Genomic DNA, 24617 nt, shown 5'->3' on the forward strand with positions numbered 1-24617 from the left:
ATTTCCCCAGCCTGCGGGCCGTGCGCTCACCCTGAGCGTACGATCGTACGCATGCCGATGGACCACTTCGCGCAGGACCCCCGCACGAACCTCGAACGCATGCGGGCGGGCGACCTCTACATCGCCGACGACCCCGAGATCGCCCGCCGCCAGCAGCAAGCCGTACGGCTCGCCGCCCACTACCTGGCCGCCTACGTAGAGGACGCCGACGCCGCCCGGCCGCTCCTCGCCGAACTGCTCGGCTCACTGGGCGAACAGGCGCACGTACGGCCGCCGCTGTACGTCGACTACGGCAGCAACATCACCATCGGGGCGCGCACCTTCGTCAACTACAACCTGACGGCGCTGGACGTCGCGACGATCACCATCGGCGAGGACTGCCAGATCGGGCCGAACGTCCAACTCCTCACCCCCACCCACCCCTTGGCGCCGCAGCCCCGGCGCGACAAGCTGGAGGCCGCCCGGCCGATCACCATCGGGGACAACGTGTGGCTGGGCGGCGGCGCCATCGTCCTGCCCGGCGTGACCATCGGGGACAACTCCGTCATCGGCGCCGGCGCGGTCGTCACCAGGGACGTACCGGCCAACACCGTCGCCGTCGGCAACCCCGCCCGCCCGGTCCGAGCCCTCTGAGCCCTGCCATGACAACCGGACACACGGACCCGCAGCGCCGCGAACGCATCATCACCGCCACTCTCGACCTCATCGCGGAAGACGGCCTCCCCAGCGTCTCCCACCGGAAGATCGCCACTCGCGCCGGTGTCCCCCTGGGCTCCATGACCTACCACTTCGGCGGCATCGACCAGTTGCTCCGCGAAGCGTTCAGCCGCTTCACCGACCACATCGTCGCCGTCTTCGACGCCCACCTCGCCGCCCCGGCCGACCGCGAGCAGGCCCTCGAAGCCGTCACCGATCTCATCCACACCCTGTCCGAGGGCAGCGGGCGCGATCTCGTACTCACCCAGGAGCTGTACACCCTCGCGGCGCGCCGGCCCGCCTACCGGGAACTCACCCACGAGTGGATGCGCCGCAGCCGCATCCACCTGGAGAAGCACTTCGACCCGGACACGGCCCGCCAACTCGACGCCCTCATCGAGGGCTTGACCCTCCACCGCGCCCTGGCCAAGGAGCCCCACGACCGCGCTCTGACCCTTGAGGCCGTCTCCCGCATCACCACAACCGGTCGACAAGACCACTAGTTTAGTTCCTGCCCGGTGGGCCGCTTCACCCTCAATCGCCGTCAACGTTCCCGGCCGCGTAGGGCGTGTTGCGAAAGTCCCGCCTGGCCGACGACGCCCGGCACGCGCACTCGCCGCGTTGACAGCGTTCTCGAAGACATCCGAGTACGGCCGGGCCATCATCCACACCGCCGATCCTCCGCCTTGCGATCGCACGCACCAGACGCCGTCGGCCCCGCCCGGCGGGCGGACGGCGCCACTTTCGCAACAGGCCCTAGCGGGTGGCGAGCCGCTCCAGCAGGGCGGCGCCGCGCGCCAGCAACACCCGCTCCTCATCAGTGAGTTCGGCCTCGATGGCCTGGGCGAGCCAGCCGGCCCTGCGACCGCGCTCCGCTTCGAGGGCGGCCCGGCCGCCGTCCGACAGCTCCACCAGTGACTTGCGGCCGTCCGTGGGGTGCGCCCGGCGCGTGATCAGGCTCTGTTCCATGAGCAGACCCACCGCCCGCGCCATCGACTGGGGTCGTACGCGCTGATCGGCGGCGAGGTCGCTGGTGGTCATGGCGCCGTTGCGGTCGAGTGCGCCGAGCACGGCGACTTGGCCCAGCGGGATGCGGTCCTCGTGTTTGACGCGTCGGGTGAGCTTGCCCATCGCGGTGCGCAGTTCGGCGGCGATGGCGGCGGCTTCCGCTTCCGAGGTGGGCATGGGGCACTTTACCCCGCTGGCCGGCATCGCTGCGCAGCCGACCTGCACAGCAATACCGCACAGCACAACTGAACAGCGAAACTGCGCAGCATTGCTGTATGGTTCAGCGTTGTCGGGCTCAGCGCCAGCGTTGTCGCAGCCGGGGCCACGGCATACGACAACGGGAAGGAACTCCCATGTCCGCGAAGACAGCCGGAACCGTCGACGCCGCCATCGAGACCGTCACCGCCCGCCGGATCATCGACAGCCGGGGCAACCCCACGGTCGAGGTCGACATCGTCCTGGTGGACGGGTCCCTGGGGCGCGCGGCCGTTCCCTCCGGCGCCTCCACCGGTGCCCGGGAGGCCGTGGAACTGCGTGACGGAGACTCCGCGCGCTGGCACGGCAAGGGCGTCGACCGGGCGGTGGCCCACGTCAACGGGGAGATCGCGGCGTCCGTACGCGGCCGGGACGCGGCGGACCAGGCGGGTCTCGACGCCGCGCTGGTCGCCCTCGACGGCACCGCCACGAAGTCCCGGCTCGGCGCCAACGCGATCCTCGGCGTCTCCCTCGCCGCCGCCAAGGCCACCGCCGCCGCCCACCGCCGGCCCCTCTACCGCCACCTCGGCGGCGCCGACGCCCACCTCCTGCCGTTGCCCATGATGAACATCGTCAACGGCGGCGCCCACGCGGACAATCCGCTGGATTTCCAGGAGTTCATGATCGCGCCCGTGGGCGCGGACACCTTCGCCGAAGCCGTCCGCATGGGCAGCGAGGTCTTCCACACCCTGCGCCGCGATCTGCTGGCCGCCGGGCACTCCACGGGCGTCGGCGACGAGGGCGGCTTCGCGCCCGTGCTGCGTACCGCCGAGGAGGCGCTCGACTTCGTGATGGCCGCCATCGAGCGCACCGGCTACCGCCCCGGCGCGGACTTCGGCCTGGTCATGGACCCGGCGTCGTCGGAGTTCTTCCGCGACGGGGTGTACGACTACACGGGCGAGGGAGTACGCCGTACCCCCTCCGAGCACGCCGACTATCTGGCCGAACTCATCGACGCCTACCCGGTCGTCTCCATCGAGGACCCGATGGCGGAGAACGACCTGGACGGCTGGCGCGAGCTGACCGCCCGCGTCGGCGACCGCTGTCAGCTCACCGGCGACGACGTGTTCTGCACCAACGAGACACTGCTGCGCGAGGGCATCCGCACCGGCGTCGGCAATTCGGTCCTTGTCAAGGTCAATCAGATCGGGACCCTGACCGAGGCGCTGGCCGCGGTGGCGACGGCCCACCAGGCGGGCTGGACGGCTGTCATGTCGCACCGCTCGGGCGAGACGGAGGACACCACCATCGCGGATCTGGCGGTGGCGACCGGCTGCGGTCAGATCAAGACCGGCTCGCTCTCCCGCTCCGACCGCACGGCGAAGTACAACCAACTGATCCGGATCGAGGAGGAGTTGGGCGACTCGGCGCGCTTCGCGGGCCGCTCCGCACTGCGTCGGGCGTGAACAGCGGGCCGAGGTGGAGACCATGACGCGGTCGTGAGGTGGTGCGGGTCCCGCCGACCGGCGGGACCCGCACCGTACCAAGCCATGGTCAGCGGTGGCCGTAGTGGAAGACGCGAGCGGGCCTCCTGGGGCGTAATTCCGAGGGCCTTCCCGGCGGCGGCCCCGCCGGGGTCGTCGTCGTGCGCGTAGTGTGCCGCGGTCCGGCCGGCGTGGCGGGTGGCGTGCTCCAGCAAGGAGACCGCCCGCAGGGCTGCGAGCGGGGTGTCGGACGCGAGGCCGTCGAGCCGGGCCTGCACCTGGTCGATCAGCGCGACGAGGTCGGCGGGCAGCGGAACCGTCCTGCCTTCGACCTCTTTCACGTGCTGTTCCCAGTCGTCCTCGGGTCCGCGGGTGTCGAACAGCTCCGGGCGGTTCGAGTCCACCTCGTTCCAGTCGAGCGGGTAGCGGGCCTCGCCCCGCCATCCGCACGAGCACGATCCCCGCAGCTCCGTCGCCCGAGGCGCGCGCAGCGTCCCGTCGTAGATCCACCAGTCGCTGCTCTCGTGCGTGTGGGATCCGCTTCCGGTGTCGAACAGGACCGGTTTGGGCTCGCTTCCGTCCGGCAGGAGAACTCCCGGCTTTCCTTCGTGGGACGCCCCGAACTCCACGGTCCGCCACATGACTTCGTACCTCTCCCCCACCCGATCCGGCTCGGTCCCACGCGGTGTCGTCGGGGGCGCACCGGGTGGAAGGACGAATTGCCACCGGATGTCTCCCCCCGGGACGGGCGTCCACCTCCGGCCTTGCCGGACTTGAGCGGCCTTTGACCGGCGAACACCCGAACCGGTGAAGCACCGGCGTCATCGGGCAGACCGCAGACCGCAGACCTTAGGCCGCAGACCTTAGACCGCAGGCAGTGGACCGCAGGCAGTAGCGCCGGCTCAGAGCACGGCGCAGGTGTCGCCGATCGCCTGGTCCAGAATCGCCAGCCCCAGTGACAGCTCGTCCTCGGTGGCGGTCAGCGGCGGTGCGATCCGGAAGACACCTCCCATGCCGGGGAGTTGGACGATGTTCATGTGCAGGCCGAGTTCGAGGCAGCGCCGGGTGACCCGGGCGCCCAGTTCGTCCGAGCTGCGCTTCGTCTCGCGGTCGACGACGAGTTCGAGCCCGGCCAGCAGGCCCCGGCCCCGGATGTCGCCGACGACGGCGTGGCGTGCGGCGATGTCGGACAGGCCGCGGCGGAGGAAATCGCCGAGCGACCGTGCGCGCCGGTCGAGTCCGTCGCCGGTCAGGACGTCGAGGACGGTGTTGCCGACCGCGGCCACCAGCGGGTCGGCTACGTGTGTGGTGAAGAACAGGAACCCGCGCTCGTATGCCTCCTGCTCGATCTCGGCGCTGGTGATCACGGCCGCGAGAGGGAGTCCGGCACCGAGCGTCTTGGAGAGCGTGAGGATGTCGGGAACGACGCCGTCGCGCTCGAACGCGTACCAGGTCCCGGTACGGCACAGACCGGTCTGGGCCTCGTCCAGGATGAGCAGCATGCCGCGTTCGCGGCACTTCTCGCGCAGGGCGGCGAAGTAGCCGACTGGCGGCTCGATGATTCCGCCCGAGCTGAGGATCGGCTCGACCAGGCACGCGGCGAGGCTGCCGGTCGACTGGGCGTCGATCAGGTCGAAGGCGAAGTCCAACTGGCGGCGCCAGTCGAGCGAGCCGTCGGCCGCGGTGAAGTCCGGCCGGTACGTGTTCGGCACGGGGATGGCGAAGTTGCCGGGCGCGGCCGGGCCGTAGCCCTTGCGCCCCGCGCTGTACGTGGCGGAGGCGGCGGCCTGCGTCATGCCGTGCCAGGACCGCGCGAACGAGACGATCTCGTGCCGGCCTGTGACGAGCTTGGCCATCCGGATGGCGGCTTCGTTCGACTCGGCGCCGGTCGTCAGCAGCAGCGCCTTCTCCAGCGGCGCGGGCAGTGTGTCGGCCAGCCGGCGGGCGAGGTCGACCACCGGGCGGCTGAGCATGCCGCTGTAGAGGTGGTCGAGGGTCGCGACCTGCCGTTGGACGGTGGCGACGATCTCGGGGTGCGAGTGGCCGAGTATCGCGCTCATCTGGCCGGAGGTGAAGTCGAGTATCTTCCGGCCGTCCGCCGTGAACAGGAAACTTCCGGCGGCGCGGTCGATGATCTCGCGGGTGAACTCGCCGCCGTAGCGGACGAGATGCCTGTCTGCGTCGCCCCAGAAGCGGTCGTCGGAGGATGCGGGGGCTATGGATGCGGGGTTGGTCGATGTGGCCATGTCCGCGACGCTAGGGCGCGGTCGAGCGTCACGTCCATCTCACGATTGTGGTTTTGCTGTTCGGAGGAACCGCACAACAATGGTGGCGTGATGAATCCCTGGCGGCTGCGGCTGCTGAGCCAACTGGATACGCTGGGCACCGTCCGGGCGGTCGCCCAGGCGGCCAACCTGAGCCCGTCGAGCGTGTCCCAACAGCTCGCCGTACTTGAGGCAGAGACGCGTACCCAGCTCCTGGAACGGACCGGCCGCCGGGTGCGGTTGACCCCGGCCGGGCTGATCCTCGCGCGGCGGGCGCGGGCGATCCTCGATCACATGGACACCGTCGAGACGGAGTTGCGCGGGTTCGGCGAGGAGCCGGTCGGGCTGGTGCGGCTGGGCGCCTTCCAGAGCGCGATCCGCACCATGGCGGTACCGGCGGTGACCCGGCTGGCGCTCCGATATCCGCATCTGGATGTCGAGTTGTCGCAGTTGGAGCCGCACGAGAGCATGCCGGCACTGCGGGGCGGCGATGTCGACCTCATCATCACGACCACGAACTTCGACGAGCTGCCTCTGGGGCCGGACCTCGACCTCGTACCGCTGGCCACGGATCCGATCCTGCTGGTGGTGCCGCCCGATCATCCCGCCGCACGGCGCGGCACCGTGGATCTCGCGGCCTACGCGGACGAGCCGTGGGCGCTCGACATGCCTCAGTCGTACATGGCGAATCTCGCGCTGCGGCTGTGCCGTCAGTCGAGTTTCGAGCCGCGGGTGGTGTGCAGGTTCAGCAACTACCTGATGACTCTGGAGCACGTCGAGGCCGGGCTGTCGATCGCACTGCTGCCCGGCCTGGCGGTCGACCGCCGCTACCGCGTCGCCACCCGGGAGCTCGCGAATCCGGTGACGCGCACGATCACGGCGGCGATCCGCCGGGGCTCGCCCCCTCGCGCGGCGGTACGTGTCGTGCTGGACGCACTGCGTCTCGATCCGGGCCCGTCGGCCGCCGGTTTGTGAGTGGCCCGGAGACCAAGGAACTCCCCGTATACAGAAAGGCGCTTCGGGCCACGGCCGGTCTACGGCCGTGGTTGCGGCGCGACGCCCGCGATGACCGTGGTCACGACCTTGCGGACCGCTCCGGCCTGCGGCGGGGGTGCCCTTCCGGTCGGCGAACAGCAGGTGTCCGGCCCCGGCGTTCTCGACGTCGGCTGTGGAACCGATGCCGGTGTGGGCGGCGGCCAGGGCGACCGCGTCGGCCTGGCAGAGGCGTTCCATCACGACGGCGGACTTGACCAGTACGCCGTGTCGTCCGGCGTTGGCGTTGGCGATCGCGGACAGCAGCGGCGGCATGGTGGCGAGTACCACCGCACAGGGCGAGGCGACGCCGCACGCTCCCGTCGGAGGCTGATTCCGCGTCACCGGTGGCCGGTGACGCGCAGGGGGCCCACGGTGGTGAGGCCGAGGCGGGCCGCCCAGGCGAGGGCGTCGTCCAGGGAGGCGCCCGCGTCGGCCAGGCGGGCGGCGGCGAGGGTGGGTGGTGCCTTGCCCTCGTTCAGCAGGGCGGTCCAGTGGCTTCCTGTGAGGGAGAGATAGCGGAGCTCCGTCAGGTCACCCAGGAACGCCGGGTCGGGGACGTCGGCTCCGGAGAGATCGAGGCCGCGCAGTCGGGGGACGGTACGCAGTGGGGTGAGGTCGGCCGGGCCCGTGGTGGTGGTCAGGTCGAGGGACGTGAGGTGGGGGTGGCCCCCGAGCGGGGTCGTATCGCAGTCGGCGAGGGCCACGCGCAGGGATTCGACGGCCAGTTCACGCACGGGCGTCAGGTCGGCGGTGGCGGAGCGGTTGAGATGCAGCCGGCGGAGGTTGCGGGCGGCGGTGAGCGGCGCGAGGTCGACAGGGCCGGTGGCGCCGTTGATGTGGATCGCCTGGAGGGTGGGCGGCACCTCGTCGGGGATGCCGCCGATGATCTTCCGGGGGGCGGGGTCACGGGCGGGGGGTTCGAGCAGGGAGATGTCGTCGCCGTGCGTCTCGTACGCGCCCTGGTCCAGCAGGTCCAGGTAGTGCCCCAGGAGCGAGGTGACCGAGTCGGCGACGTACGCCGGCCCGTCGTCGTAGTCACGGCCGGTGCGGATGAGCTGACCGGGGCGGCCGTGACGGGCCGGGGCCGTGTCGACCGCCAGGAAGTTGCCGTCCTCGCCGGTGGCGAAGCGCAGCCAGCCGGGGTGGCTTCCGCAGCGGCGTACGGTATCGGTGGGACTGGTGTCGAAGACGACGGCGTCCCATTCCAAGTCCCAGCCGTACCAGGGTCGTTGGCTCCACCCGGTGTGCTCGGCGACAAGACTCTCCAGCGACAGCCAGGCGTTGCCCTGGAACAGATAGCGATTCTCGTAGTCGTCGCCTTCATCGTCGCCGTCGCCGTCGGCGATCGCGTAGAGCGCCCGCAGGTCGGCGGGCAGCCGGCGACCGAGACGGCGTTCGGCTTCGTCCAGCGCGGCGGAGGTCGCGGGTGGCGGCAGTTCTTCGGGCTGTCCCAGGATCGCGGCGCGCCGTTCCAGGTAGGCGCGGAAGCGGGCCACCGCCAACTCGGGGTCGCCTGCCGGTGGGGCGGTGCCGGGCTCCTGGCGCAGGCCGGGCTGGGGCAGCCGGTAGCCGGGGTCCAGGACCACTTGGAAGCCGCTGCCCGTCCCGGTCACCCAGGTGATGGAGCCGTCGAAGGCGACGAGCCGGTACTCGCCGGACGCCCGGCACCGGATCTCCAGGCTGACGGGGTCCCAGCCGCGGTCCTCGCGCAGCGTCTGCGCCAGTGCCGTGAGTTCCACGCGGAGGTGGGGCACGACTGCGTTCCCCTGGTCCCCCGGCCCCGCGTAACCGCCGGTGACCGACGTACCGCCGCGCCCCGCCCCAGCTCGCAGGACCGCGTGCGTCCAGCCGCTCGGGGCATTCGCGACGATCGCCTCGACCATCGGCCGTACCGCCCGCTCCACCATGCCCTGCTCCCCTGCTGTCGAAAGTACTGCCGGGAATCATCGCAGCGACCACTGACATCGAGCACCGACCGGCGGTGCCGGTGCGCGACACACGTCGAGCACCGGCACGCCGTTCGTCGGCCGGAAGCCCACCGTCCGGGCCGGCGTCGGCTGACGGCCGCCGCCGGCCTCCGTGTCACCAGTCGTGCACGGTCCCGTCCTGGAGGCGGTTGACCGGCAGATACGCCGGGTCGTACGGGTGGGTGACGGCCAGTTCCTCGTCCGGTTCGACGCCGGTGCCGGGGCCTCGCCCGGGTGCGGGTGGCCGTCGGTGAAGGTGTAGGCGTGGCGGAACACCCGCTCGGTGAGCGGCGTGTGGCCCGAGTACTCCTGGATGCCGAAGTTGTGGACCGCGAGGTCGAGGTGGACGGCGGCGGCCATACCGACCGGGGAGATGTCCTCGGGGCCGTGCATGGCGCTCTCGATCTGGTACCGCGCGGCGAAGTCGAGGAGCTTCCTGAGGGGTGAGACCCCGCCGAAGTGGGTGACCGACGAGCGTACGTAGTCGATCAACTGCCGTACCCGCGCCGCCTGTTGCGCCCGCCGGAGGCGGACACGGCAGGGGCGGCGTGGTGCGCCCGGCGGAGGGAGCAACGACGGCACTCATGCCGCATCCCTTCCGGCACGGCGGCGGAGCAGCACCACGACGCCGATGATGACGAACAGCGTGAACAGGACGAGCACGGCGGCGGCGAGCCCGTACTCCCGCTAGAACGTCAGCCCGTAGGCGTAGACGTTGAGGGTCTCCGCCTCGAAGTCGGAGCCGCCGCCGGCGCCCTTGGTGGCGTACAGGATGTCGAACGGACGGCTCGGCATCGATGGTTGACCGGTAGCGGCGGTACCGCAGGTACTTCCGGTACCCACAGCCACTCTTGACATCATGCACGCATGGATTTCCACCTCGCACCACCCACCGGAATCGGCCCGTTGCGCATCGGCATGTCCCGGCATGACGCCAACACCGCACTGGACTCACTCCGAGACCTGTCCGCACTATCGGAATCGGACCGGCCAGGACAGCACGTCTTCCGTCCGAGCGGACTGATGGTCAGCATTGACTGCGTACGGGACGAGCTCCAGGCGATCGAGCTGGGACGCCCGGCGACCACGACGGACCGGGTGGTCTTCCACGACGTGGACGTATTCGCGACGCCGGCCCGCGAGGTGGTCACCCTCATGCGCGAACACACCACGATCGAGGCCGATCCGGACAACCCCGCCTCGTTCATCGCCGCCGACCTCCTGCTGAGCTTCTGGCGTCCGTTCGCGGCGGACGACGAACCCGACGAGGAACAGGGCTACTACTTCCCTGCGGTCCTGCTGGCCCGCCCCGGCTACTACGACACACCCGCCGAAGCCGAGGAACGGCTCCGGCGGAACTCGTAGTCCGCCTCCTGCGGCCCTTGGCCGGATCGACACGATTGCGCCCACGCGCGAGAAACGATGACTTGTTCGCGCATTGGCGGCCGAAGGCCGGGCACACGGTGGTCGAGCAACCGAAACCAGAGGTCGTCGATCGCGCGGCCGTCGCGGATTTCACCCGGCCCGAGCCACGGAGCGTGCGGGTCGAGGGGGCGGCGGCGCTGACGCGGCGAGGACCGCACACCGTCAAAGTCCAGAAGATCGGAACACACATGATTGTCCTTGGTCTCATTCTGCTCGTCATCGGCCTGCTGGTCGGCATCTCCCTCCTGACGACCATCGGCGGCGTGCTCGTCACGGCCGGCGCGGTTCTGTGGATTCTCGGCGCGACCGGTCGCATGGTCGGTGGGCGCAAGCACTTCTTCTAGGCGCCGCGAACGGTGCGCTGTCCACCAGCTCACCTCAGGTCCGGGGCGGCCCATGGAGCGTGTTTCCTCCGCGGCCGTCGATCCCGGCAGCGCGTTCGTCAAGTTCACCCCGGCCTGCTGCACGGCCACCCCGGGAAGCGGCTGCGCGACTGTGGCAGCCGACCGGACGAATCGCACGGCCACCGCCGGTCCCATCATGGTCGGTTGAGCGTCGAGGGCGCCTGAACCGGGCCTGCTAGGGCGTGTTGCGAAAGTAGCGCCGTCCGCCCGAAGGGCGGGGCCGACGGCGTCTGGTGCGTGCGATCGCAAGGCGGAGGATCGTTCTCGTACTGGGCGTACTTGGACGAGTCCGACAACGCGGCGAGTGTGCGTGCCAGGCGTCGTCGGCCAGGCGGGACTTTCGCAACACGCCCTAGCCCCGTCAGGCGCCCTTTCCGCCGGCCCCGTCGGCGTGGAAATTCACCGGAGCCCGGAAGCGGGCTCGGCGGGCCGCGCGGCGGAAGGTGGTCAGGACCGCCGGTCCCGCGATCAGGACGCAGACGAAGTTGGTGACCGCCCGGCCGGTGTCCCAGCCGAGGGACGTGGCCAGGTCGAAGGCGATGTAGCGCTGCCACTGCTCGGTGAAGGGGAGGCCGGGCAGGTAGGCGATCGAGCTGTTCGGGTCGAGTGAGAACGGCCAGAAGGACAGATTGAGCAGAAAGCCGAAGAGGTAGCCGGACAGGGAGCCGTAGCCCGCCAGGAGGAAGACCTCGCGGCGTCCTGTCGCCCGTGGGAGCAGACCGGCGAGCATGCCGACGAAGGCGCAGCCGAACATCTGGTACGGCATCCAGGGGCCGACGCCACCGGTGATCAGGGCGGAGGCGAAGAGGGACGTGCAGCCCAGCGAGAAGCCGAACCCGGGGCCGTACACCCTCCCCGCCAGCACCAGGACGAAGAACACGGTCTCGATGCCCGCGGTGCCCGCGCCGAGCGGGCGCAGGGCGGCGTTGACCGCCGACAGGACGCCGAGCATCGCCAGCGCCTTGGAGTTGATACCGCCCTCGGCGATCTCGGAGAGGACGACGCACAGGACGAGCAGGAGCAGGACGCCGAAGATGAGCGGCGGCGCGTAGGCGGAGCCGAGCTTTCCGGGCGTGACGACGAACGGCCAGAAGAAGGCGACGAGTCCGACGAACGCGGCCATGGTGATGACCAGCCCGGCCCGGGGGGTGATGCGGATGGCGGTCGCCGCGCGTTCCCTCATCCGTCCGCCTCCGTCCCGGGCGGCAGCGCCGCCGCCACCTGATCGACCGTCAGGAACGCGAGGGGCGCCAGGATCTTCGCGACCTGGGGCGCGAACACCGGTGAGGCCACGATGACTTCGGTGGTCGGGCCGTCGGCCACGATGTCGCCCTCGGCCATGACCACGACGCGGTCGGCGGCGCGGGCGACGAACTCCACGTCGTGCGTGGAGATGACGACGGCGCGTCCGTCGGCCGCCAAATCGTCCACGATGCGGGTGAGTTCGGACTTGGCGCGGTAGTCGAGACCCCGGGTGGGTTCGTCCAGCAGCAGGACGCCGGGCGTGGCGGCCAGTTGGATCGCGAGCACCAGAGCGAGTTTCTGGCCCTCCGAGAGATCGCGGGGGTGGCTCGCGTCGTCGATTCCGGGGGCCAGCCGGTCCAGGATGACACGGGCCGGCAACTGGCCGGCGCTCCCGGATGTGCCGGCGGTCCCCGGTGTGCCGGCGCTCTGAGAGGTCCCCGCCGATTCTTGGTCCGCCTGGGCGAGTTCCTGCTTGACGCTCTCCAGGTAGAGGAGATCGGTGGGCGTCTGGGGGACGAGACCCACCAGGCGCCGCGCACGGGCGGCGGACAGCGACTTGGGGTCGGCCGGTTCCGTACCGTCGGCGGAGGTGACCGCCACCGTCCCGGCCCGCCGAGGTCCCGAGCCCTGAAGTGCCCACAGCAGTGAGGACTTGCCCGATCCGTTGCGCCCCATCAAGGCGGTGATCTCGCCGCCGCGCAGCCTCAGGTCGACCTCACGCACGGCGGGAACGCCGTGGTAGGTGACGGTGACTCCGCGGGCGTCGAGCAGTACGGGCCGCTCGCCGTCCGCCGCCGGGCGGCGCACCGGGGTCACGGGTACGCCGGCCAGTCGGGTACGGATCGGCCCTGCGGCCCGGCGGGCGTCCCGGATGGAGAGCGGGAGCGGGTGCCAGCCGGCCAGCCGGCCCAGTTCGACCACGGGTGGCGCCACGGACGAGGTACGGAAGACCTCCGCCGGTGATCCCGTCACCACCGTGCCGTCGCCCGGGAGGTGGATGACCCGGTCCGCGTACTGGAGGACCCGCTCCAGGCGGTGTTCGGCGAGCAGGACGGTGACGCCGAGGTCGTGTACGAGGCGGGTCACCGCGGACAGGACCTCTTCGGCGGCGGTGGGGTCGAGGGCCGAGGTGGGTTCGTCGAGGACCAGCACACGGGGGTGTGGGGTCAGGACGGAGCCGATGGCCACGCGCTGCTGCTGGCCGCCGGAGAGTTCGTACAGGGCGCGGTGGCGCAGGTCGGCCAGACCCAGCAGGTCGAGGGTTTCCTCGACACGTTTGCGCATCACCGTCGGTGGGACGGCCAACTGCTCCATGGCGTAGGCGAGTTCTTCCTCGACGGTGTCGGTGACGAAGCCGTCGAGCGGGTCCTGGCCGACCACTCCGACGACATCGGCCAGTTCGCGCGGCGGATGCGCGGCGGTGTCGCGGCCGTCGACGGTGACCCTGCCGTACAGGGTGCCGCCGGTGAAGTGGGGCACCAGTCCGTTCACGGCCCCGAGCAGGGTGGACTTCCCGACTCCCGTGTGGCCGACCACCAGGCACAGTTCGCCCTCATCGACGGTGAGATCGACCCCGCGCAGGACCGGCTCACTCGTGTCGTCGTACAGGACAGTGACATCGTCGAAGACGATCACGCGGCCACCTCGGTGCGGTGTGCGGTCGGGGACGGGAGCGGGGGCGGGGCGGGGTTCGGCGGCCGGGGCGGGGGCGCGAGGAATCCCGCCGCTCCCGCCAGCAGGATCGCGGCGGTCGGCAGTACGGGCAGCGAGGGCCAGGTGAGCGGATACAGGGAGGGGTTGAGGTCGGCGGCGTCGTAGCCGACCCCGGCGAAGAGCAGGACGGCGGAGAGCACCCCGCAGCCGGCCACGGACCACTCGGCGAGGCGCCACGGGTCGGGCCGGTAGGTCGTACGGGTCACTCTGCGGCCCCCCAGGCGCAGCCCCGCCACGCACAGGAGCGATCCCGCCAGCAGGGCGGGCAGGCCGAGCGCCTTGGGGGCGGTGCCGTCGAGCAGGCCGTACGCCCCGGCGCACAGCCCGCACATGCCGAGCAGCATGAACGCGCCGGTCAGACGTCGGGAGCGGGCGGTGGCCGAGCCTGCCCGGCCGTAACCGCGTGAGTCCATGGCCGAGGCGAGCCGCAGCGAGCGTTCCAGGGCGTCTTCGAGTACGGGGACGGCGATGCCGCGCAGGGCACGGATTCCCTTGTTCCGTCCGGCCCGCAGCCGGCGTGCCCTGGCGACGCGCTGGACGCTCTGGACGAGTTGAGGGGCGACGCTGATGGAGACCGTGACGGCGACGCCGAGTTCGTACAGCGCTCCGGGCAGGACGCGCAGCGCCCGTTTGGGGTTGGCGAGGGTGTTCGCGGCGCCGATGCAGCAGAGCATGCAGGCGAGGCGCAGCCCGTCGGTGGCCGCCGAGAGTACGGCTTCGAGCGAGACGGGTCCGCCGATTTGGATGCCCGCGTACCAGTCGGGTGTCGGGATGTGCGGGAGGGCGAAGAGGAAGTGGTCCTTGGGGGTGATGCCGGTGGCGAAGACGGCGCGGAAGACGACCCGGATCGCGACGACGGTCAGGGCCAGCCAGAGGTAGTACTTGAAGCCCCTGGCCCAGGGCGCCTCGGTGCGCCGGGCGGTGACGACGTAGCCGAGGACGGTGAGGACCAGGATCAGCAGCAGGGGGTTGGTGGTGCGGCTGACGGCGGTGGCGAGGGCGAGCGCCCAGATCCACCAGGCCACCGGGTGCAGGGTGCGGGGCAGCCGGCGGCCGCCGCCGGTGTCCGGGGTGATGCCGGAGAGGGATTTGGCGGAGCCCGAGACGCCCGGTGCGGTCGGGGCGTTCCGGTTCCGGATGCGGCTGCGGCTGCGACTGCGACTACGGCTTCGGCTTCGGCTCGGGTTCCGGGGCACGCCGTCCTCCGGCGCCGGCGCCGGGCTATTCGGCACGGCGTCTGCGCCGCGCGACGACGACACCCGCGCCGCCCACGAGAAGCACCAGACCGGCCGCGGACGCCACCGGCACCAGCGACCCTGAGTCGTGTTCGGCGTCCGCCGCCGGACCCGCGTCGACGACCCGGGTGTCGTCCTCCGACGCCGAATCCGTCGCGGCTCGCGCGGAGTTCGACGGCGGGGCGGACACCGACTCGCTCCCGGACGGGGTCGGGCCGGTGCTCGCCGACGCGGCCGGCGTCTTCTTCGGCGCCTTCGACGGGGCGTCGCCGGGAGTGTCCTGGCGCGCGGGCGGCCGGTCGCCGCTCCCCCGGTCCGGTGCGGCCCCGCCGCCCGTTCCGCCACCGCCACCGCCGCCTGTGCCGCTGCCGCTGTCCGAACCGCCCCCGGTCGGGCGGGAGTTCTTGGCGCGCAGTTGGTCGGGGGTGACGGTGGGGCGGCCCTTGGTGCCCTGGATGTTCGTGCCGCCGAAGATCCACAGGTCGACGCTGCCCGGCTTCGGCCGGTAGCCCATGGCGCCGAGTTGGCTGTACTCCCAGTCGCTGTCACCCGGATCGGCGTGCCAGTACGACCAGTACGCGGAGGCGGGCGGTGTCAGGACACAGTCCTCCTGCTGCGCGGTGGGGTACTGCCTGCCGCCCTCGTGGCCGCTGTAGCCGATGCGGCAGATGAAGGCCGGGCCGTCGTGACCGGTGCCGGTGGTGCGCCAGCCGCCCTGGTTGAGCAGTTCGTATCCGGTGGTGGGGGTGGTGCCGCAGGAGCGGAGGATCGGGCCGCCCCAGTGGCTGAAGTCGACGGCGAGAACGACCCCGGCGGAGGTGGTGCACCGGCCGATCGGCCGGGACGCGGCCGACGCGGTGCCGCTGGTCGCGCCGAGCGCCGCGGCGGTCAGCGCCAGCGCCGCCGTGCCGGCGCCGACGGCTCGGGCGAACGACGCGAGTGGGGTGAACCGCGTGCCCAGTCGCGTGAGTCGCGTGATCATCGGGGTCCCCCAGCCGCCGTGCGACGGGATCTGGCGAGGACGACGGTCCCCCAGCCCACGAGGGAGAGCAGTACGGCGCTCAGCGCGAGCCCCCACAACTGGACACCGGTGGAGGCCAGTCCACCCGGAACCGAGCCGTCGTTCCCGCCCGTTCCGCCTCCGGAGCCACCGGAGTCGTCGGAGTCGTCGGGTGTGACGATCGGAGGCTGCGGCGTCGTGCCGGTCAGATCGCGGACGAGCGTGCCGAAGGACGTACCGACCGCACCGCTGAGTGCCTGCGTGGAGGCGCGTACGTCCGAGCCGGGCTGACCGTCGGCCGCGACGTTGAACCCGCCGTCCCCGTTCTGCTGCGCGGCCAGGAACTTCCGTGCCGCGGCGATCTCGTCGCCGTACTTCCGCGCGTCCAGGGAGAGTCCCTGCACCGCGAGGGCGGCGGAGTTGACGGAGTTGCCCGAGGCGCCGGGGAATCCGCCGTCCGGCAACTGCTCGCCGGCGATCCAGGCCAGCGCCTGGTCGACGGCTTCCGCCGCCTCGTCGTCCTTCACCAGATCCAGTGCCATCGCCGCCATGGCGGTCGAGTCGACCTCGGAGTCGCCGGTGGGCGGAACGAGGCTCGGCCAGGCTCCCGAGTCGTGCTGCAGCCCCTTCAGATACGCGATCGGGGCAGCGGCGGCATCCTGCTCCCCCGCGCGGAGCTGGGCCATGATGCCGAGCGTCTGCGAGAAGACCGAAGGGGCGTACGCGTAGGCGCCCTTGGCGGCGCAGCGCCGGTCGGGTGCCTGGCTCGGCGCCAGGCAGACCGCCTTGCCGAGCGCCGCGACCAGATCCTGGCCGGCGAAGTCGCGCGGGTCGCGGCCGACCGTCTCGGCGAGCAGGGCGGCCTTGCCGATGGAGCCGCCGGCGGCGTGCGTCGTACCGACACCCGTCCAGTCGTTGACGGTACGGCCCGGAGTGCTGCCGTCCTCGCCCTCGCCGTCGAGGAAGTCGACGATGCCGCGCAGGGCGTTGTTGTCGTGTCCGGTGGCGGCGAGGGCGAACGCGCCGTCGATGGTGAGGCCGTAGTCGGCGAAGCCTGAGCCGGCCATGTTCTCGTAGTAGCGGCCCTGCTTGAGGCGGGCCGGGGCGGTGAGGTAGGCGGTGCCCTTCTTGAGGTCGGGGCCGGCACCGTCGCCCGGCGGGTCGGTGGCCGGATCCGTCGGAGGAGGTGTGGTCGGCGGGTCCGTGGGCTCGGTCGGCTCGCTGGGCTTCGTCGTCAGCGTGACGAGGTTGGTTCCCGCGCCGCCGATGGTCGCGTGCACGGTCGGGTACAGGAACGACTCGGTCATCGCCTCCTCGAACCCGAAGCCGCCGTCGTCGTTCTGCTGCCTCGACACCCAGGACATCGCCGCGTCGGCGCGCGTCACGTCGCCCAGCGCGCGCAGCGCCTGCGACGCCGCGGCGGTGATGGCGACATCTCCGGCGGCGGACCCGACGTAGGCGACGTATCCACCGTCGTCCCGCTGGGACTTCTTGAGGAAGTCCAGGGCCTTGGTCACGGCGCGGTCGTGGCCGCCCGCGCGCTCCAGGACGAGCGCCACCAGCGCGGTGGTGGCGGCGTCCCCCTCGCAGTTCTCGCCCGGCCGGATCAGCACACCGGTGACGCCCCCGGTGGCACATTGCAGAGCAGCCAGCCGGGACACCGTCTCGGCCGGCGGCTTCACGTCGCCCCGCAGCAGGGCGAGGACGGACAGCGCCTGCGCCTCCGTCGTACCGGCGTCCGTGAAGTCGCCCTTGGCGGAGCACCCGGGAGTACTGCCGCTCTCCGGTCCGGCCACGCACACGTTCGCGGCGAGGTCCGCGAGGAGGTCGTGCCCGCCGACGTCACGTGGATCGTCCCCGGCGATCTCCGCGACCAGCGCGAGCCGGGCGGCGCCCTTGGGGTCGGGTGCCTCGCCGATGCCCCGGGGATACGCGAACTCGGCGGTGTGCGCGGTGAGATACGCCTTTGTCTTGTCGAACGTCGCGCCGCGCCCCTTCGCGGCGGCGAGGGCGAAGGCCGTCTCCGCTGTCTGGAGGTGGTTCGGCCCCTCGGCGCCCTCGTCGAAGATGTGGTCACCGTCCTTCAGCCGGCCCGTGAGCCAGCCGGCGGCGGCGTCGGTGTCGACCGTCCCCGGCTCCACCGGGGGCGGTGTGCTGGTACCCGGATCCGGGTCACCGCCACCACCCGGCCGTACGTCGTCCGGGGTGAAGCCCGGCTGCCCGCTGCCGCCGCCGATGTCGGTGGGGCCGAAGACCCACGCCTCGACCTCGCCCGGCTTGGGCTGCCGGCTCAGCGCGCCGAGCGGGCTGTACGTCCAGTGGTCCTGGCCGACGGGCGCGAGCCAGTACGACCAGTAGGCGTTGGCCGGCGGGGTGAGCTGACAGGCTTCGTCGGCCGGAGTGGGGTGCTGCGCACCGCCCTTGAAGCTGTCGTGGCCGATGCGGCAGATGAAGCCGGGGCCGTCGTGGACCGTGCCGGTGGTGGTGAATCCGCCGTCGTGCAGCAGGTCCATGCCGGTGGTCAGGGTGGTGTCGCAGCCTCGTACGACGTCGCCGCCCCAGTCGCCGAAGTCGACGGCGACGACCGCGCCTCTGGTGGCGGTGCAGTCGCCGATCGGATCCGCCGCCGCCGGGGCGGCCGTGGTCACGAGTGCTGTGCCGAGTCCGACCGTCAGCAGCAGGGCGGACAGCAGCGAGAGAAGTCTCGCCGCCACGCGACGGTCTGGTCTGTTCCCGGTCTCCACCACGGCCCCCTGAGTCACCCGAGGCGGAGCCGTGCGTGACCGAAGGCCCACGGCAGACGCCGGGGAGCCGTCCGAACCACGCCGTAGTCCGCGACGGCGTCTTTCGCTGAATATCTCCCACCCAGGTAATCCGGCTCGCCCGTCAAGGAGTTGACGGGCCTACGGTTGCGGGTCAGCGCCGGGTTTCGACCGGCTTCCCCTGGGTGTCGAGCGGTAATCAGGCGCAGTGGAACACGTGTACGCACAGAGCGTCAAGGTGGCCTGTGTCTCCCGGTACGGCCCGTGCCGGGCGCTCTTGGCGGGTCGACGGCGCTCGGGTATCCTCCCCGACTGCCGAGTGGGGGAACCCGGTGGGACTCCGGGGCTGACGCGCAGCGGTGTGGCACGGCTGGAGGCCGGGCCGAGCCCGAATGCCCAGCGGCAGAGCAGTACAGGAAGCCGTACCACGCGATTGGACGGCGGCCCGTTCGTCGCTCTCCCGTCGAGGCTCCGTCCGGGTCTTCTTGTCACCGCCCCGCTCGGAGGCGTACGACGACGAGCGCACCGGCCTGCGCGGCGTCGACCGCCTCGCCCTGACCGACGCCGACGCGGCCGGGTGGCGCATGGTCGTCGCGTGGATGGAGCAGGCCGGGCTGAGCGTCCGCGTCGACGCCATGGGCAACGTCTACGGCCGCCGCGAGGGCACCGACCCCACCGCGGCCCCGGTGCTGACCGGCTCGCACATCGACAGCGTCGCCACCGCACATGGCTCGACCGTATGTATCAGCAGGTCACGGGCACGATGGAGCGACCACCCCGATCCTGGTTCGGAAAGACCGAACCGGCGGCGAAGGGCGTACGAACCGGATGTCGCGGCCGAACACTCACGCCGCCCGGGCAGCCAGCCGGGTGCCCAACTCCACTATCCGCAGGGACCGTTCCGTGGCGTCGGCGAGAATCTCGCGGCTGCCCTCGATCGCTTCGGGCAGCGACATCGGAGCCGGCAGGATCGCGCTGTACGCGTCGACGCCGATCGCCCGTACCAGGTGTGCGCCCGGCCCGATGGTGCCCGCGAGCACGAACACCGGCACTCCGGCCGCGTGTGCCCTGCTCGCGACTTCCGCGGGGATCTTGCCGCGTACGGTCTGGTGGTCCAGCGCGCCCTCGGCCGTGATCACCAGATCGGCGCGGGCCAGCCTGGCGTCCAGGTCGAGCCGGTCGAGCAGGACGTCGAAGCGGGGCAGGAGCCGCGCCCCCACCGCGGCCAGTCCGGCTCCCAGACCGCCGGAGGCACCGGTGCCGGGGGCCGTCCGCAGATCGATCCGTGGCGACAGGTCCCGGGTGAGGACCGCCGCCCAGCGCTCCAGGGCCGCCGACAGCACCTCCACGCCGGCCGGGGTCGCGCCCTTCTGCGGTCCGAACACGCGCGCCACGCCGTGTGCGCCGCACAGCACGTTGAAGGGGTTGCAGGCGACGAGGAGTTCGGTGTCGGCGAGGCGCCGGTCGAGCCCGGACGTGTCGACGTGGTCGAGTTCCCCGAGTGCCGCGCCGCCCGGCGGGAGTTCGCGGCCGTGGCGGTCCGTCAGCCGGGCGCCCAGCGCCCGGAGTGCCCCGGCGCCCCCGTCCGACGTACCGGAGTCCCCGCAGCCGACGAGCACGCGCCGGGCTCCCAGGTCCAGGGCGGCCCGGATCAGCTCGCCCACGCCGTACGTGGTGGTGCTCCCGGGGTCGCGCCGGTCGGCCGGTACGAGGGAGAGACCGGCGACCGCGGCCATCTCCACGACGGCGGTGACGGGACCGGGGGCACGACCAGAAGCACGACCGGGGCCGGGGTCACGACCAGAAAGGGAGCCAGAACCGGGGCCGTTCTCGCCGAGCAGGGCGAAGTGTGTGCTGACGGGCCGCCCCACCGGTCCCGTCGCGGTGCACGGGACCAGCCGGCCGCCGCCCGCGAGGGCCAGCGCCTCAGCCGTGCCCTCTCCCCCGTCCACCAACGGGATCAGATCGATGTCGGCGTCGGGGATCACCCGCCGGACGCCTTCGGCGATGGACTCGGCCACCTGCGCCGCGGAAAGTGACTCCTTGAACCCACTGGGGGCGATGACGATGCGGTAGCTCATGGCTGGGTCTCCAGTTGGACGGGCACGCCGAGCAGTGGCCAGACGGCGAGGGCGAAGAGCAGCACGAGGGCCGCGGTGAGTGGCGCGAGCACGGCCGACAGCCGTAGCAGATCGCGCGGGGTGTACGTGGGTGTGCCGCCCGGCAGGTCGGCGAAGAGCGCGACGGGCTTGGCGGAGGCGGGGAGCGTGTGACAGAAACCGGCGGCGGCCGTCGAGGCGAACGCGGCGGCCACCGGATTGACGCCGGCGGATATCGCCGCGGCGACCACCAGCGGGACCAGTACGGAGGAGCGGGCCGAGCGGGACTGGAGCGCCAGGTGGGCCACCGTACTGATCACGACCACACCGGCGAGGAACATCCACGGCGGCATCGAGGCGCCGCCCGGCACCCAGCCCACCAGCCAGTCAGCCGCCCCCGATTCGGAGAGCGCGATGCCCATCGCCATGGTGGCGGCCATGAACAGGAGCAGCGGCCAGGGCACCGTCCGCAGACCGTCCTTGAGGCCCACGGTGCCCAGCGCCGGCGAGGCGGCGACGACGGCGCCGATGAGCGCGACCAGCGCGGGCGACACCCCGTGCAGTGGTTCGCTGCACCACAGCACCACGACGGTCCCCAGCAGCAGGAGGCAGCGCGCCTCCGGCTGGGTGAGCGGCCCTTCCACGGGTGAGTCGGAGTGCTCCTGGATCTGCTGGACGGTGATCCGGACGGGTCTCTTCCGGTCGGCCCGGCGGGTCGTCGTCAGGAGCACCAGTTCCGCGGCGAGATGGGAGGAGACCACGGCGAGCGGCAGCCCGAGGATCAGCCAGGTGACGAAGCTCAGCTCCTCCCCCGTCTGCTCCCACAGCACGCCGACGGTGATCAGATGGGCGCCGGCGCCGATCAGGGTGGCGACGGCGGAGAGCAGGATCACCGTCGGGAACAGCAGCGCCAGCATCACCACCAGTCGGGTCCGGCCGGCCGGGTCCTGTCCGGGCCCGGCAGAGATCGCCCGGACAGGACCCAGCGCCTTGGCGAGCGCCAGGAAGACCGGCAGTGCGAGGGCGGCGCGGCCGGAGGTCGCGGGGACGGCGAAGGCGGTGACCACCAGTCCGGCCGTGGTCAGATGGACCAACTGCCGTACGGTGCCGGCCCCGCCGACCAGGAAGGCGGCGGCACGGCCCGCGAGTCCGGTCTTGGTGACGGCGGCGGCCAGGACGAACGCGCAGATCAGCAGCCACACCGTCTCGTCACCGAGGGTGGCGAACAGCGTCTCGCTGCTGATCACCCCGGTCGCGGTCAGCGCGAGTCCGGCGCCGAGTGCGACATAGGTGTCGTCCACCGAGGTGGCGATCCAGGTGTACGTGGCGAGGGTGAAGACGACGAGCGTGAGGCGCGCGTCGCCGCCGAGACCGGAAAGGACGCCGGGCAGGGCGAGCAGGGTACAGAGACCGAGAACGGCACCGAGGCCGACGGTCTGTCGCAGAGAGAGGGGCACGAAGATCAGCCTGGGTGCGGGCCGTGAGGTCTCAATGAGCCTCGGGTGAAAGTCGCTTCATCTGCGTGGCACCCGCGCGTCAGCCCGCGTACCCCGCCCGTTCAGGGCATGCGGTAGCCCATGCCCCGGATCGTCTCCAGCCGCTCGGCGCCCAGCTTCTTGCGCAGGGCCCGGACATAGACGTCCACGATGTTGGAGCCGGGGTCGAAGTCGTAGCCCCAGACGTGCGAGAGGATCTGCTCGCGCGAGAGCACCTGGCCGGGGTGGCGCAGGAACATCTCCAGCAGGACGAACTCACGGGCCGTCAGATCCACGGTCCGCTCGTCGGCCCGGGCCCGCCGCGTCCTCAGGTCGAGGCTGAGGCTGCCGCTGCGCAACATGGTGACCTCCGGCGCCCGCGCCGCGGTGCGCAGCCGCAGCCGCACCCGTGCCAGCAGTTCCTCGAAGCGGAAGGGTTTGGTCATCCAGTCGTCGGCGCCGCCTTCGAGGCCGGCGACGGTGTCGCGTACGGAGTCCCTGGCCGTCAGCACGATGACGGGCAGTGTGACGCGCGCCTCGCGCATCTCGCGCAGGACGGTGAAGCCGTCGCGCCCCGGCAGGCCGATGTCGAGCAGCACCAGGTCGAATCCGCCGGACACGGCGTGGTGCAGTGCCGAGTCGCCGTCGTCGGCGACGACGGTGGTGAAGCCGTTGGCGCGCAGCCCCTTCTCCACGAAGGAGGCGATCCGCGCCTCGTCCTCGGCGATCAGAATTCGGTTCATGAGCCCGTCTCCAGGATGAGTACGAAGGTGGCGCCGCCGCCGTCGGTACGGCGCAGCTCGACCCGGCCGTGGTGGCCTTCCGCGATCGCCTTGACGATGGCCAGTCCGAGTCCGGCGCCACTGGTGCGGGCGCCCCGGCGGGCCGTACCGCGCCGGAACCTCTCGAAGATCACCTCGGCGTCCTGCGGCGGAATTCCGGGTCCGTTGTCGGCGACGTACAGCTCGATCCGCTCGCCGTCCGCCTGCGAGCCGATCCGTATGCGCTGGCCCGGCACGGTGTGCTGGACGGCGTTCTGGGCGAGCTGGACCATCGCCTGGGTGATCCGCTGCGGGTCCACGGACGCCTCGCGGTCGGCGACCGTGTCGAGCAGCCACTCCCGCTCCCCCAGCGTCCGCGCCTTGACGAAGACGTCGGCGGTCAGCTCCGCGAGCTGGACCGGTTCCGGCTGGACGAAGTCGGGCCGCTCGGCCCTCGCGAGCAGGAGCAGATCCTCGACGATGCGGCTCATCCGGTCGAGTTCGTCGGTGACCAGCCGTATGGTCTCCTCCCGGTCGGCCGGGTCGTCGCCCATCAGTTCCAGATGCCCGCGCACGATGGTGATGGGGGTACGGAGTTCGTGTCCCGCGTCGTCCACGAAGACCCGTTGCGCGGCGAACGCCTGCTCCAGCCGGTCGAGCATGCCGTTGAACGTCTCGGCGAGCGCGGCGATGTCGTCCCGCCCCTCCACGGGGATACGGCGGGTGAGATCCCGCTCGGTCAGCTCCGCGGCGGTCTTGCGTACGACGCGGACGGGCGCCAGGATGTGCCCGGCGACGGCCCAGCCGATGCCGCTGACCAGCACCAGCGCCATGCCCGACAGGGCGAGCAGTGTCCAGAACGTCTTGTCGGCGACGGCCCGTTCACGATCCGCGTGGAACGCGACGACGAAGGCACCGGGAGGATCGTCGCCGAGCGGCCGGATGGTGACCTTGGCCCAGCGCAGCTCCCCCTGCGCACGGTGCAGGGTGCCGGAGGATTCCTTGGAGTCGAGGATCCGGGACAGCGCCTCCTCGTCCTGCCACAGGGCGATGTGGTCGGGGAAGTCACGGCGCTGCCGGATGATGTCGGGCCGGCTCGCGGTGGAGCGGGGCAGACCCAGCAGTTCCTCGTCCGGGTCGGCGTACTGCCGTTCCAGAAAGGTCTTGAGCAGTCTGCGAGGGTCGCCGAAACTCCGGCCGGTCTCCGGGTCCACACCCTGGGTCACGAAGTTGGCGAACTCGCCCGTCTCCTGTGACAGCAGCTGGCTTATGCGGTGTTCCACGTCCCGGTGGAGGATCGAGCGCACGGTGACCGCGACGGCCCCCAGGGAGACCGTCATCACCACCAGCAGCCACAGCAGGATCCGCACCCGGGCGGAGACCCTCGGAACATCAACCGTCATCACCGAAGTCGTCGTCATCGTCGTCACCGTCGGCGGCCGACGGACCCGGTACGACGGTGTTGCCAGGTGTCTCACCGGGCGAACCGGTGGGCTTTCCCGCAGGTGTGCCGGTGGGCGAAGCCCCTGGTCCGGTGCTTCCCCGGTCGCCCGGTGTGTCACTTCGGGTGTCACTCGGCGAGTTGTCGAGCTGTACGCCGGGCGGCACCTTGGGCGCCTGGGGGCTGTCCGTCATAGCGTAACTGGTCGCGGCGATGCCGAGCGGGACGGCGACGACGGCCGCCAGGGCCGCCAGACGAGGTGAGAAGGCCATGGGCCCATCGTGGCGACCGAGGCGACGGCCAGCATGAAACGAGGATGAGGATTCTTTCATGACCGCCCGAGTGCCTGACCGCCCGCCCGTCCGTCGGTCCGCCGGCCGCGCCGCCGTCCGTCGCCGTCCCTGCTGC

Annotated in this window: 20 protein-coding genes, 2 pseudogenes and 2 riboswitches; of the genes and pseudogenes, 6 read left to right on the plus strand and 16 right to left on the minus strand. The window is 71.6% G+C overall.

Translation table 11 applies throughout. From position 1 onward, the window contains the following. Positions 1–51 precede the first annotated feature (51 nt). Together OG700_RS01485 and OG700_RS01490 are read left to right on the plus strand one after the other, a co-directional pair. The gene (locus OG700_RS01485) at positions 52–633 is read left to right on the plus strand and encodes a sugar O-acetyltransferase (protein WP_405607636.1); all 582 of its coding nucleotides are present in this window, start codon (positions 52–54) and stop codon (positions 631–633) included. A gap of 8 nt (positions 634–641) precedes the next feature. Beyond that, positions 642–1199 (plus strand): TetR/AcrR family transcriptional regulator, encoded by a 558-nt coding sequence (locus OG700_RS01490; RefSeq protein WP_405607639.1) that lies wholly within the window; start codon positions 642–644, stop codon positions 1197–1199. Positions 1200–1452: 253 nt separating this feature from the next. Here OG700_RS01490 and OG700_RS01495 read toward each other — a convergent pair whose 3' ends face one another. Further along, complete coding sequence (locus OG700_RS01495; RefSeq protein WP_405607642.1) at positions 1453–1881, minus strand: MarR family winged helix-turn-helix transcriptional regulator; 429 nt, start codon at positions 1879–1881, stop codon at positions 1453–1455. 176 nt (positions 1882–2057) lie between these two features. On the opposite strand from OG700_RS01495, the gene eno reads away from it, so the two are divergent. Then, complete coding sequence (eno, locus tag OG700_RS01500) at positions 2058–3365, plus strand: phosphopyruvate hydratase (RefSeq protein ID WP_405607645.1); 1308 nt, start codon at positions 2058–2060, stop codon at positions 3363–3365. Between the two features lie 920 nt (positions 3366–4285). Here eno and OG700_RS01505 read toward each other — a convergent pair. Continuing rightward, entirely contained in the window at positions 4286–5629 is a 1344-nt protein-coding gene (locus tag OG700_RS01505) for an aspartate aminotransferase family protein (RefSeq protein ID WP_405607648.1), read from the minus strand. Positions 5630–5719: 90 nt separating this feature from the next. Here OG700_RS01505 and OG700_RS01510 point away from each other — a divergent pair, with 90 nt between their 5' ends. Next, positions 5720–6622: a LysR family transcriptional regulator gene (locus OG700_RS01510; RefSeq protein ID WP_405621370.1), complete on the plus strand. Its 903-nt coding sequence runs from the start codon at positions 5720–5722 to the stop codon at positions 6620–6622. 398 nt (positions 6623–7020) lie between these two features. Here OG700_RS01510 and OG700_RS01515 read toward each other — a convergent pair whose 3' ends face one another. The 3 genes and pseudogenes from OG700_RS01515 to OG700_RS01525 all read right to left on the minus strand — a co-directional run. After that, entirely contained in the window at positions 7021–8589 is a 1569-nt protein-coding gene (locus tag OG700_RS01515) for an SMI1/KNR4 family protein (protein WP_405607651.1), read from the minus strand. A 175-nt stretch (positions 8590–8764) separates the two neighbouring features. Then, positions 8765–9144: pseudogene (locus OG700_RS01520) on the minus strand (enolase C-terminal domain-like protein); the annotation flags it as partial. 87 nt (positions 9145–9231) lie between these two features. Then, positions 9232–9483: pseudogene (locus OG700_RS01525) on the minus strand (sugar ABC transporter permease); the annotation flags it as partial. A gap of 33 nt (positions 9484–9516) precedes the next feature. Here OG700_RS01525 and OG700_RS01530 point away from each other — a divergent pair. Continuing rightward, positions 9517–10014: a hypothetical protein gene (locus OG700_RS01530; protein WP_405607654.1), complete on the plus strand. Its 498-nt coding sequence runs from the start codon at positions 9517–9519 to the stop codon at positions 10012–10014. A gap of 62 nt (positions 10015–10076) precedes the next feature. After that, positions 10077–10418 (plus strand): hypothetical protein, encoded by a 342-nt coding sequence (locus OG700_RS01535; RefSeq protein ID WP_405622250.1) that lies wholly within the window; start codon positions 10077–10079, stop codon positions 10416–10418. 421 nt (positions 10419–10839) lie between these two features. On the opposite strand, the gene OG700_RS01540 is transcribed toward OG700_RS01535, so the two are convergent. From OG700_RS01540 to OG700_RS01590, 11 genes are all read right to left on the minus strand, one after another. Further along, on the minus strand, positions 10840–11661 hold the full coding sequence (locus OG700_RS01540; RefSeq protein WP_405607657.1) for an ECF transporter S component: 822 nt from the start codon (positions 11659–11661) through the stop codon (positions 10840–10842). Beyond that, a complete protein-coding gene (locus OG700_RS01545; RefSeq protein ID WP_405607660.1) occupies positions 11658–13358 on the minus strand; it encodes an ABC transporter ATP-binding protein in 1701 nt (566 codons plus the stop codon). The genes OG700_RS01540 and OG700_RS01545 overlap by 4 nt, the downstream gene beginning before the upstream one ends. After that, positions 13355–14512, minus strand: a complete 1158-nt coding sequence (locus OG700_RS01550; RefSeq protein ID WP_405621372.1) for a CbiQ family ECF transporter T component — start codon at positions 14510–14512, stop codon at positions 13355–13357. Before OG700_RS01550 ends, OG700_RS01545 begins: the two co-directional genes overlap by 4 nt. Positions 14513–14657: 145 nt before the next feature. Further along, the gene (locus OG700_RS01555) at positions 14658–15653 is read right to left on the minus strand and encodes a hypothetical protein (RefSeq protein ID WP_405607663.1); all 996 of its coding nucleotides are present in this window, start codon (positions 15651–15653) and stop codon (positions 14658–14660) included. Further along, positions 15650–18385: a prenyltransferase/squalene oxidase repeat-containing protein gene (locus OG700_RS01560; RefSeq protein WP_405607666.1), complete on the minus strand. Its 2736-nt coding sequence runs from the start codon at positions 18383–18385 to the stop codon at positions 15650–15652. The genes OG700_RS01555 and OG700_RS01560 overlap by 4 nt, the downstream gene beginning before the upstream one ends. Before the next feature lie 131 nt (positions 18386–18516). Then, positions 18517–18661, minus strand: a riboswitch (cobalamin riboswitch). A 47-nt stretch (positions 18662–18708) separates the two neighbouring features. After that, a riboswitch (cobalamin riboswitch) is annotated at positions 18709–18852 on the plus strand. Between the two features lie 69 nt (positions 18853–18921). Further along, the gene (locus OG700_RS01565) at positions 18922–19161 is read right to left on the minus strand and encodes a hypothetical protein (protein ID WP_405607669.1); all 240 of its coding nucleotides are present in this window, start codon (positions 19159–19161) and stop codon (positions 18922–18924) included. A 117-nt stretch (positions 19162–19278) separates the two neighbouring features. Continuing rightward, positions 19279–20514: a glycerate kinase gene (locus OG700_RS01570; protein WP_405607672.1), complete on the minus strand. Its 1236-nt coding sequence runs from the start codon at positions 20512–20514 to the stop codon at positions 19279–19281. Next, positions 20511–21989: an SLC13 family permease gene (locus OG700_RS01575; RefSeq protein WP_405607675.1), complete on the minus strand. Its 1479-nt coding sequence runs from the start codon at positions 21987–21989 to the stop codon at positions 20511–20513. Before OG700_RS01575 ends, OG700_RS01570 begins: the two co-directional genes overlap by 4 nt. 101 nt (positions 21990–22090) lie before the next feature. Beyond that, complete coding sequence (locus tag OG700_RS01580) at positions 22091–22750, minus strand: response regulator transcription factor (protein WP_405607678.1); 660 nt, start codon at positions 22748–22750, stop codon at positions 22091–22093. Continuing rightward, entirely contained in the window at positions 22747–24189 is a 1443-nt protein-coding gene (locus OG700_RS01585; RefSeq protein WP_405607681.1) for an ATP-binding protein, read from the minus strand. The genes OG700_RS01580 and OG700_RS01585 overlap by 4 nt, the downstream gene beginning before the upstream one ends. After that, positions 24161–24481, minus strand: a complete 321-nt coding sequence (locus tag OG700_RS01590) for a small hydrophilic protein (RefSeq protein ID WP_405607684.1) — start codon at positions 24479–24481, stop codon at positions 24161–24163. Before OG700_RS01590 ends, OG700_RS01585 begins: the two co-directional genes overlap by 29 nt. Between the last annotated feature and the right edge of the window lie 136 nt (positions 24482–24617).

This window comes from Streptomyces sp. NBC_01508 (genome assembly GCF_045040315.1).
Taxonomy (GTDB): domain Bacteria; phylum Actinomycetota; class Actinomycetes; order Streptomycetales; family Streptomycetaceae; genus Streptomyces.

Coding starts and splice junctions, on each gene's coding strand:
- OG700_RS01555 (WP_405607663.1), bottom strand. CDS start 15,653: ATGATCACGCGACTCACGCGACTGGGCACGCGGTTCACCCCACTCGCG.
- OG700_RS01570 (WP_405607672.1), bottom strand. CDS start 20,514: ATGAGCTACCGCATCGTCATCGCCCCCAGTGGGTTCAAGGAGTCACTT.
- OG700_RS01510 (WP_405621370.1), top strand. CDS start 5,720: ATGAATCCCTGGCGGCTGCGGCTGCTGAGCCAACTGGATACGCTGGGC.
- OG700_RS01565 (WP_405607669.1), bottom strand. CDS start 19,161: ATGTGCGGTGGCGACGCTGTCGATGTGCGAGCCGGTCAGCACCGGGGC.
- OG700_RS01530 (WP_405607654.1), top strand. CDS start 9,517: ATGGATTTCCACCTCGCACCACCCACCGGAATCGGCCCGTTGCGCATC.
- OG700_RS01490 (WP_405607639.1), top strand. CDS start 642: ATGACAACCGGACACACGGACCCGCAGCGCCGCGAACGCATCATCACC.
- OG700_RS01540 (WP_405607657.1), bottom strand. CDS start 11,661: ATGAGGGAACGCGCGGCGACCGCCATCCGCATCACCCCCCGGGCCGGG.
- OG700_RS01495 (WP_405607642.1), bottom strand. CDS start 1,881: ATGCCCACCTCGGAAGCGGAAGCCGCCGCCATCGCCGCCGAACTGCGC.
- eno (WP_405607645.1), top strand. CDS start 2,058: ATGTCCGCGAAGACAGCCGGAACCGTCGACGCCGCCATCGAGACCGTC.
- OG700_RS01505 (WP_405607648.1), bottom strand. CDS start 5,629: ATGGCCACATCGACCAACCCCGCATCCATAGCCCCCGCATCCTCCGAC.
- OG700_RS01515 (WP_405607651.1), bottom strand. CDS start 8,589: ATGGTGGAGCGGGCGGTACGGCCGATGGTCGAGGCGATCGTCGCGAAT.
- OG700_RS01580 (WP_405607678.1), bottom strand. CDS start 22,750: ATGAACCGAATTCTGATCGCCGAGGACGAGGCGCGGATCGCCTCCTTC.
- OG700_RS01590 (WP_405607684.1), bottom strand. CDS start 24,481: ATGGCCTTCTCACCTCGTCTGGCGGCCCTGGCGGCCGTCGTCGCCGTC.
- OG700_RS01485 (WP_405607636.1), top strand. CDS start 52: ATGCCGATGGACCACTTCGCGCAGGACCCCCGCACGAACCTCGAACGC.
- OG700_RS01585 (WP_405607681.1), bottom strand. CDS start 24,189: ATGACGACGACTTCGGTGATGACGGTTGATGTTCCGAGGGTCTCCGCC.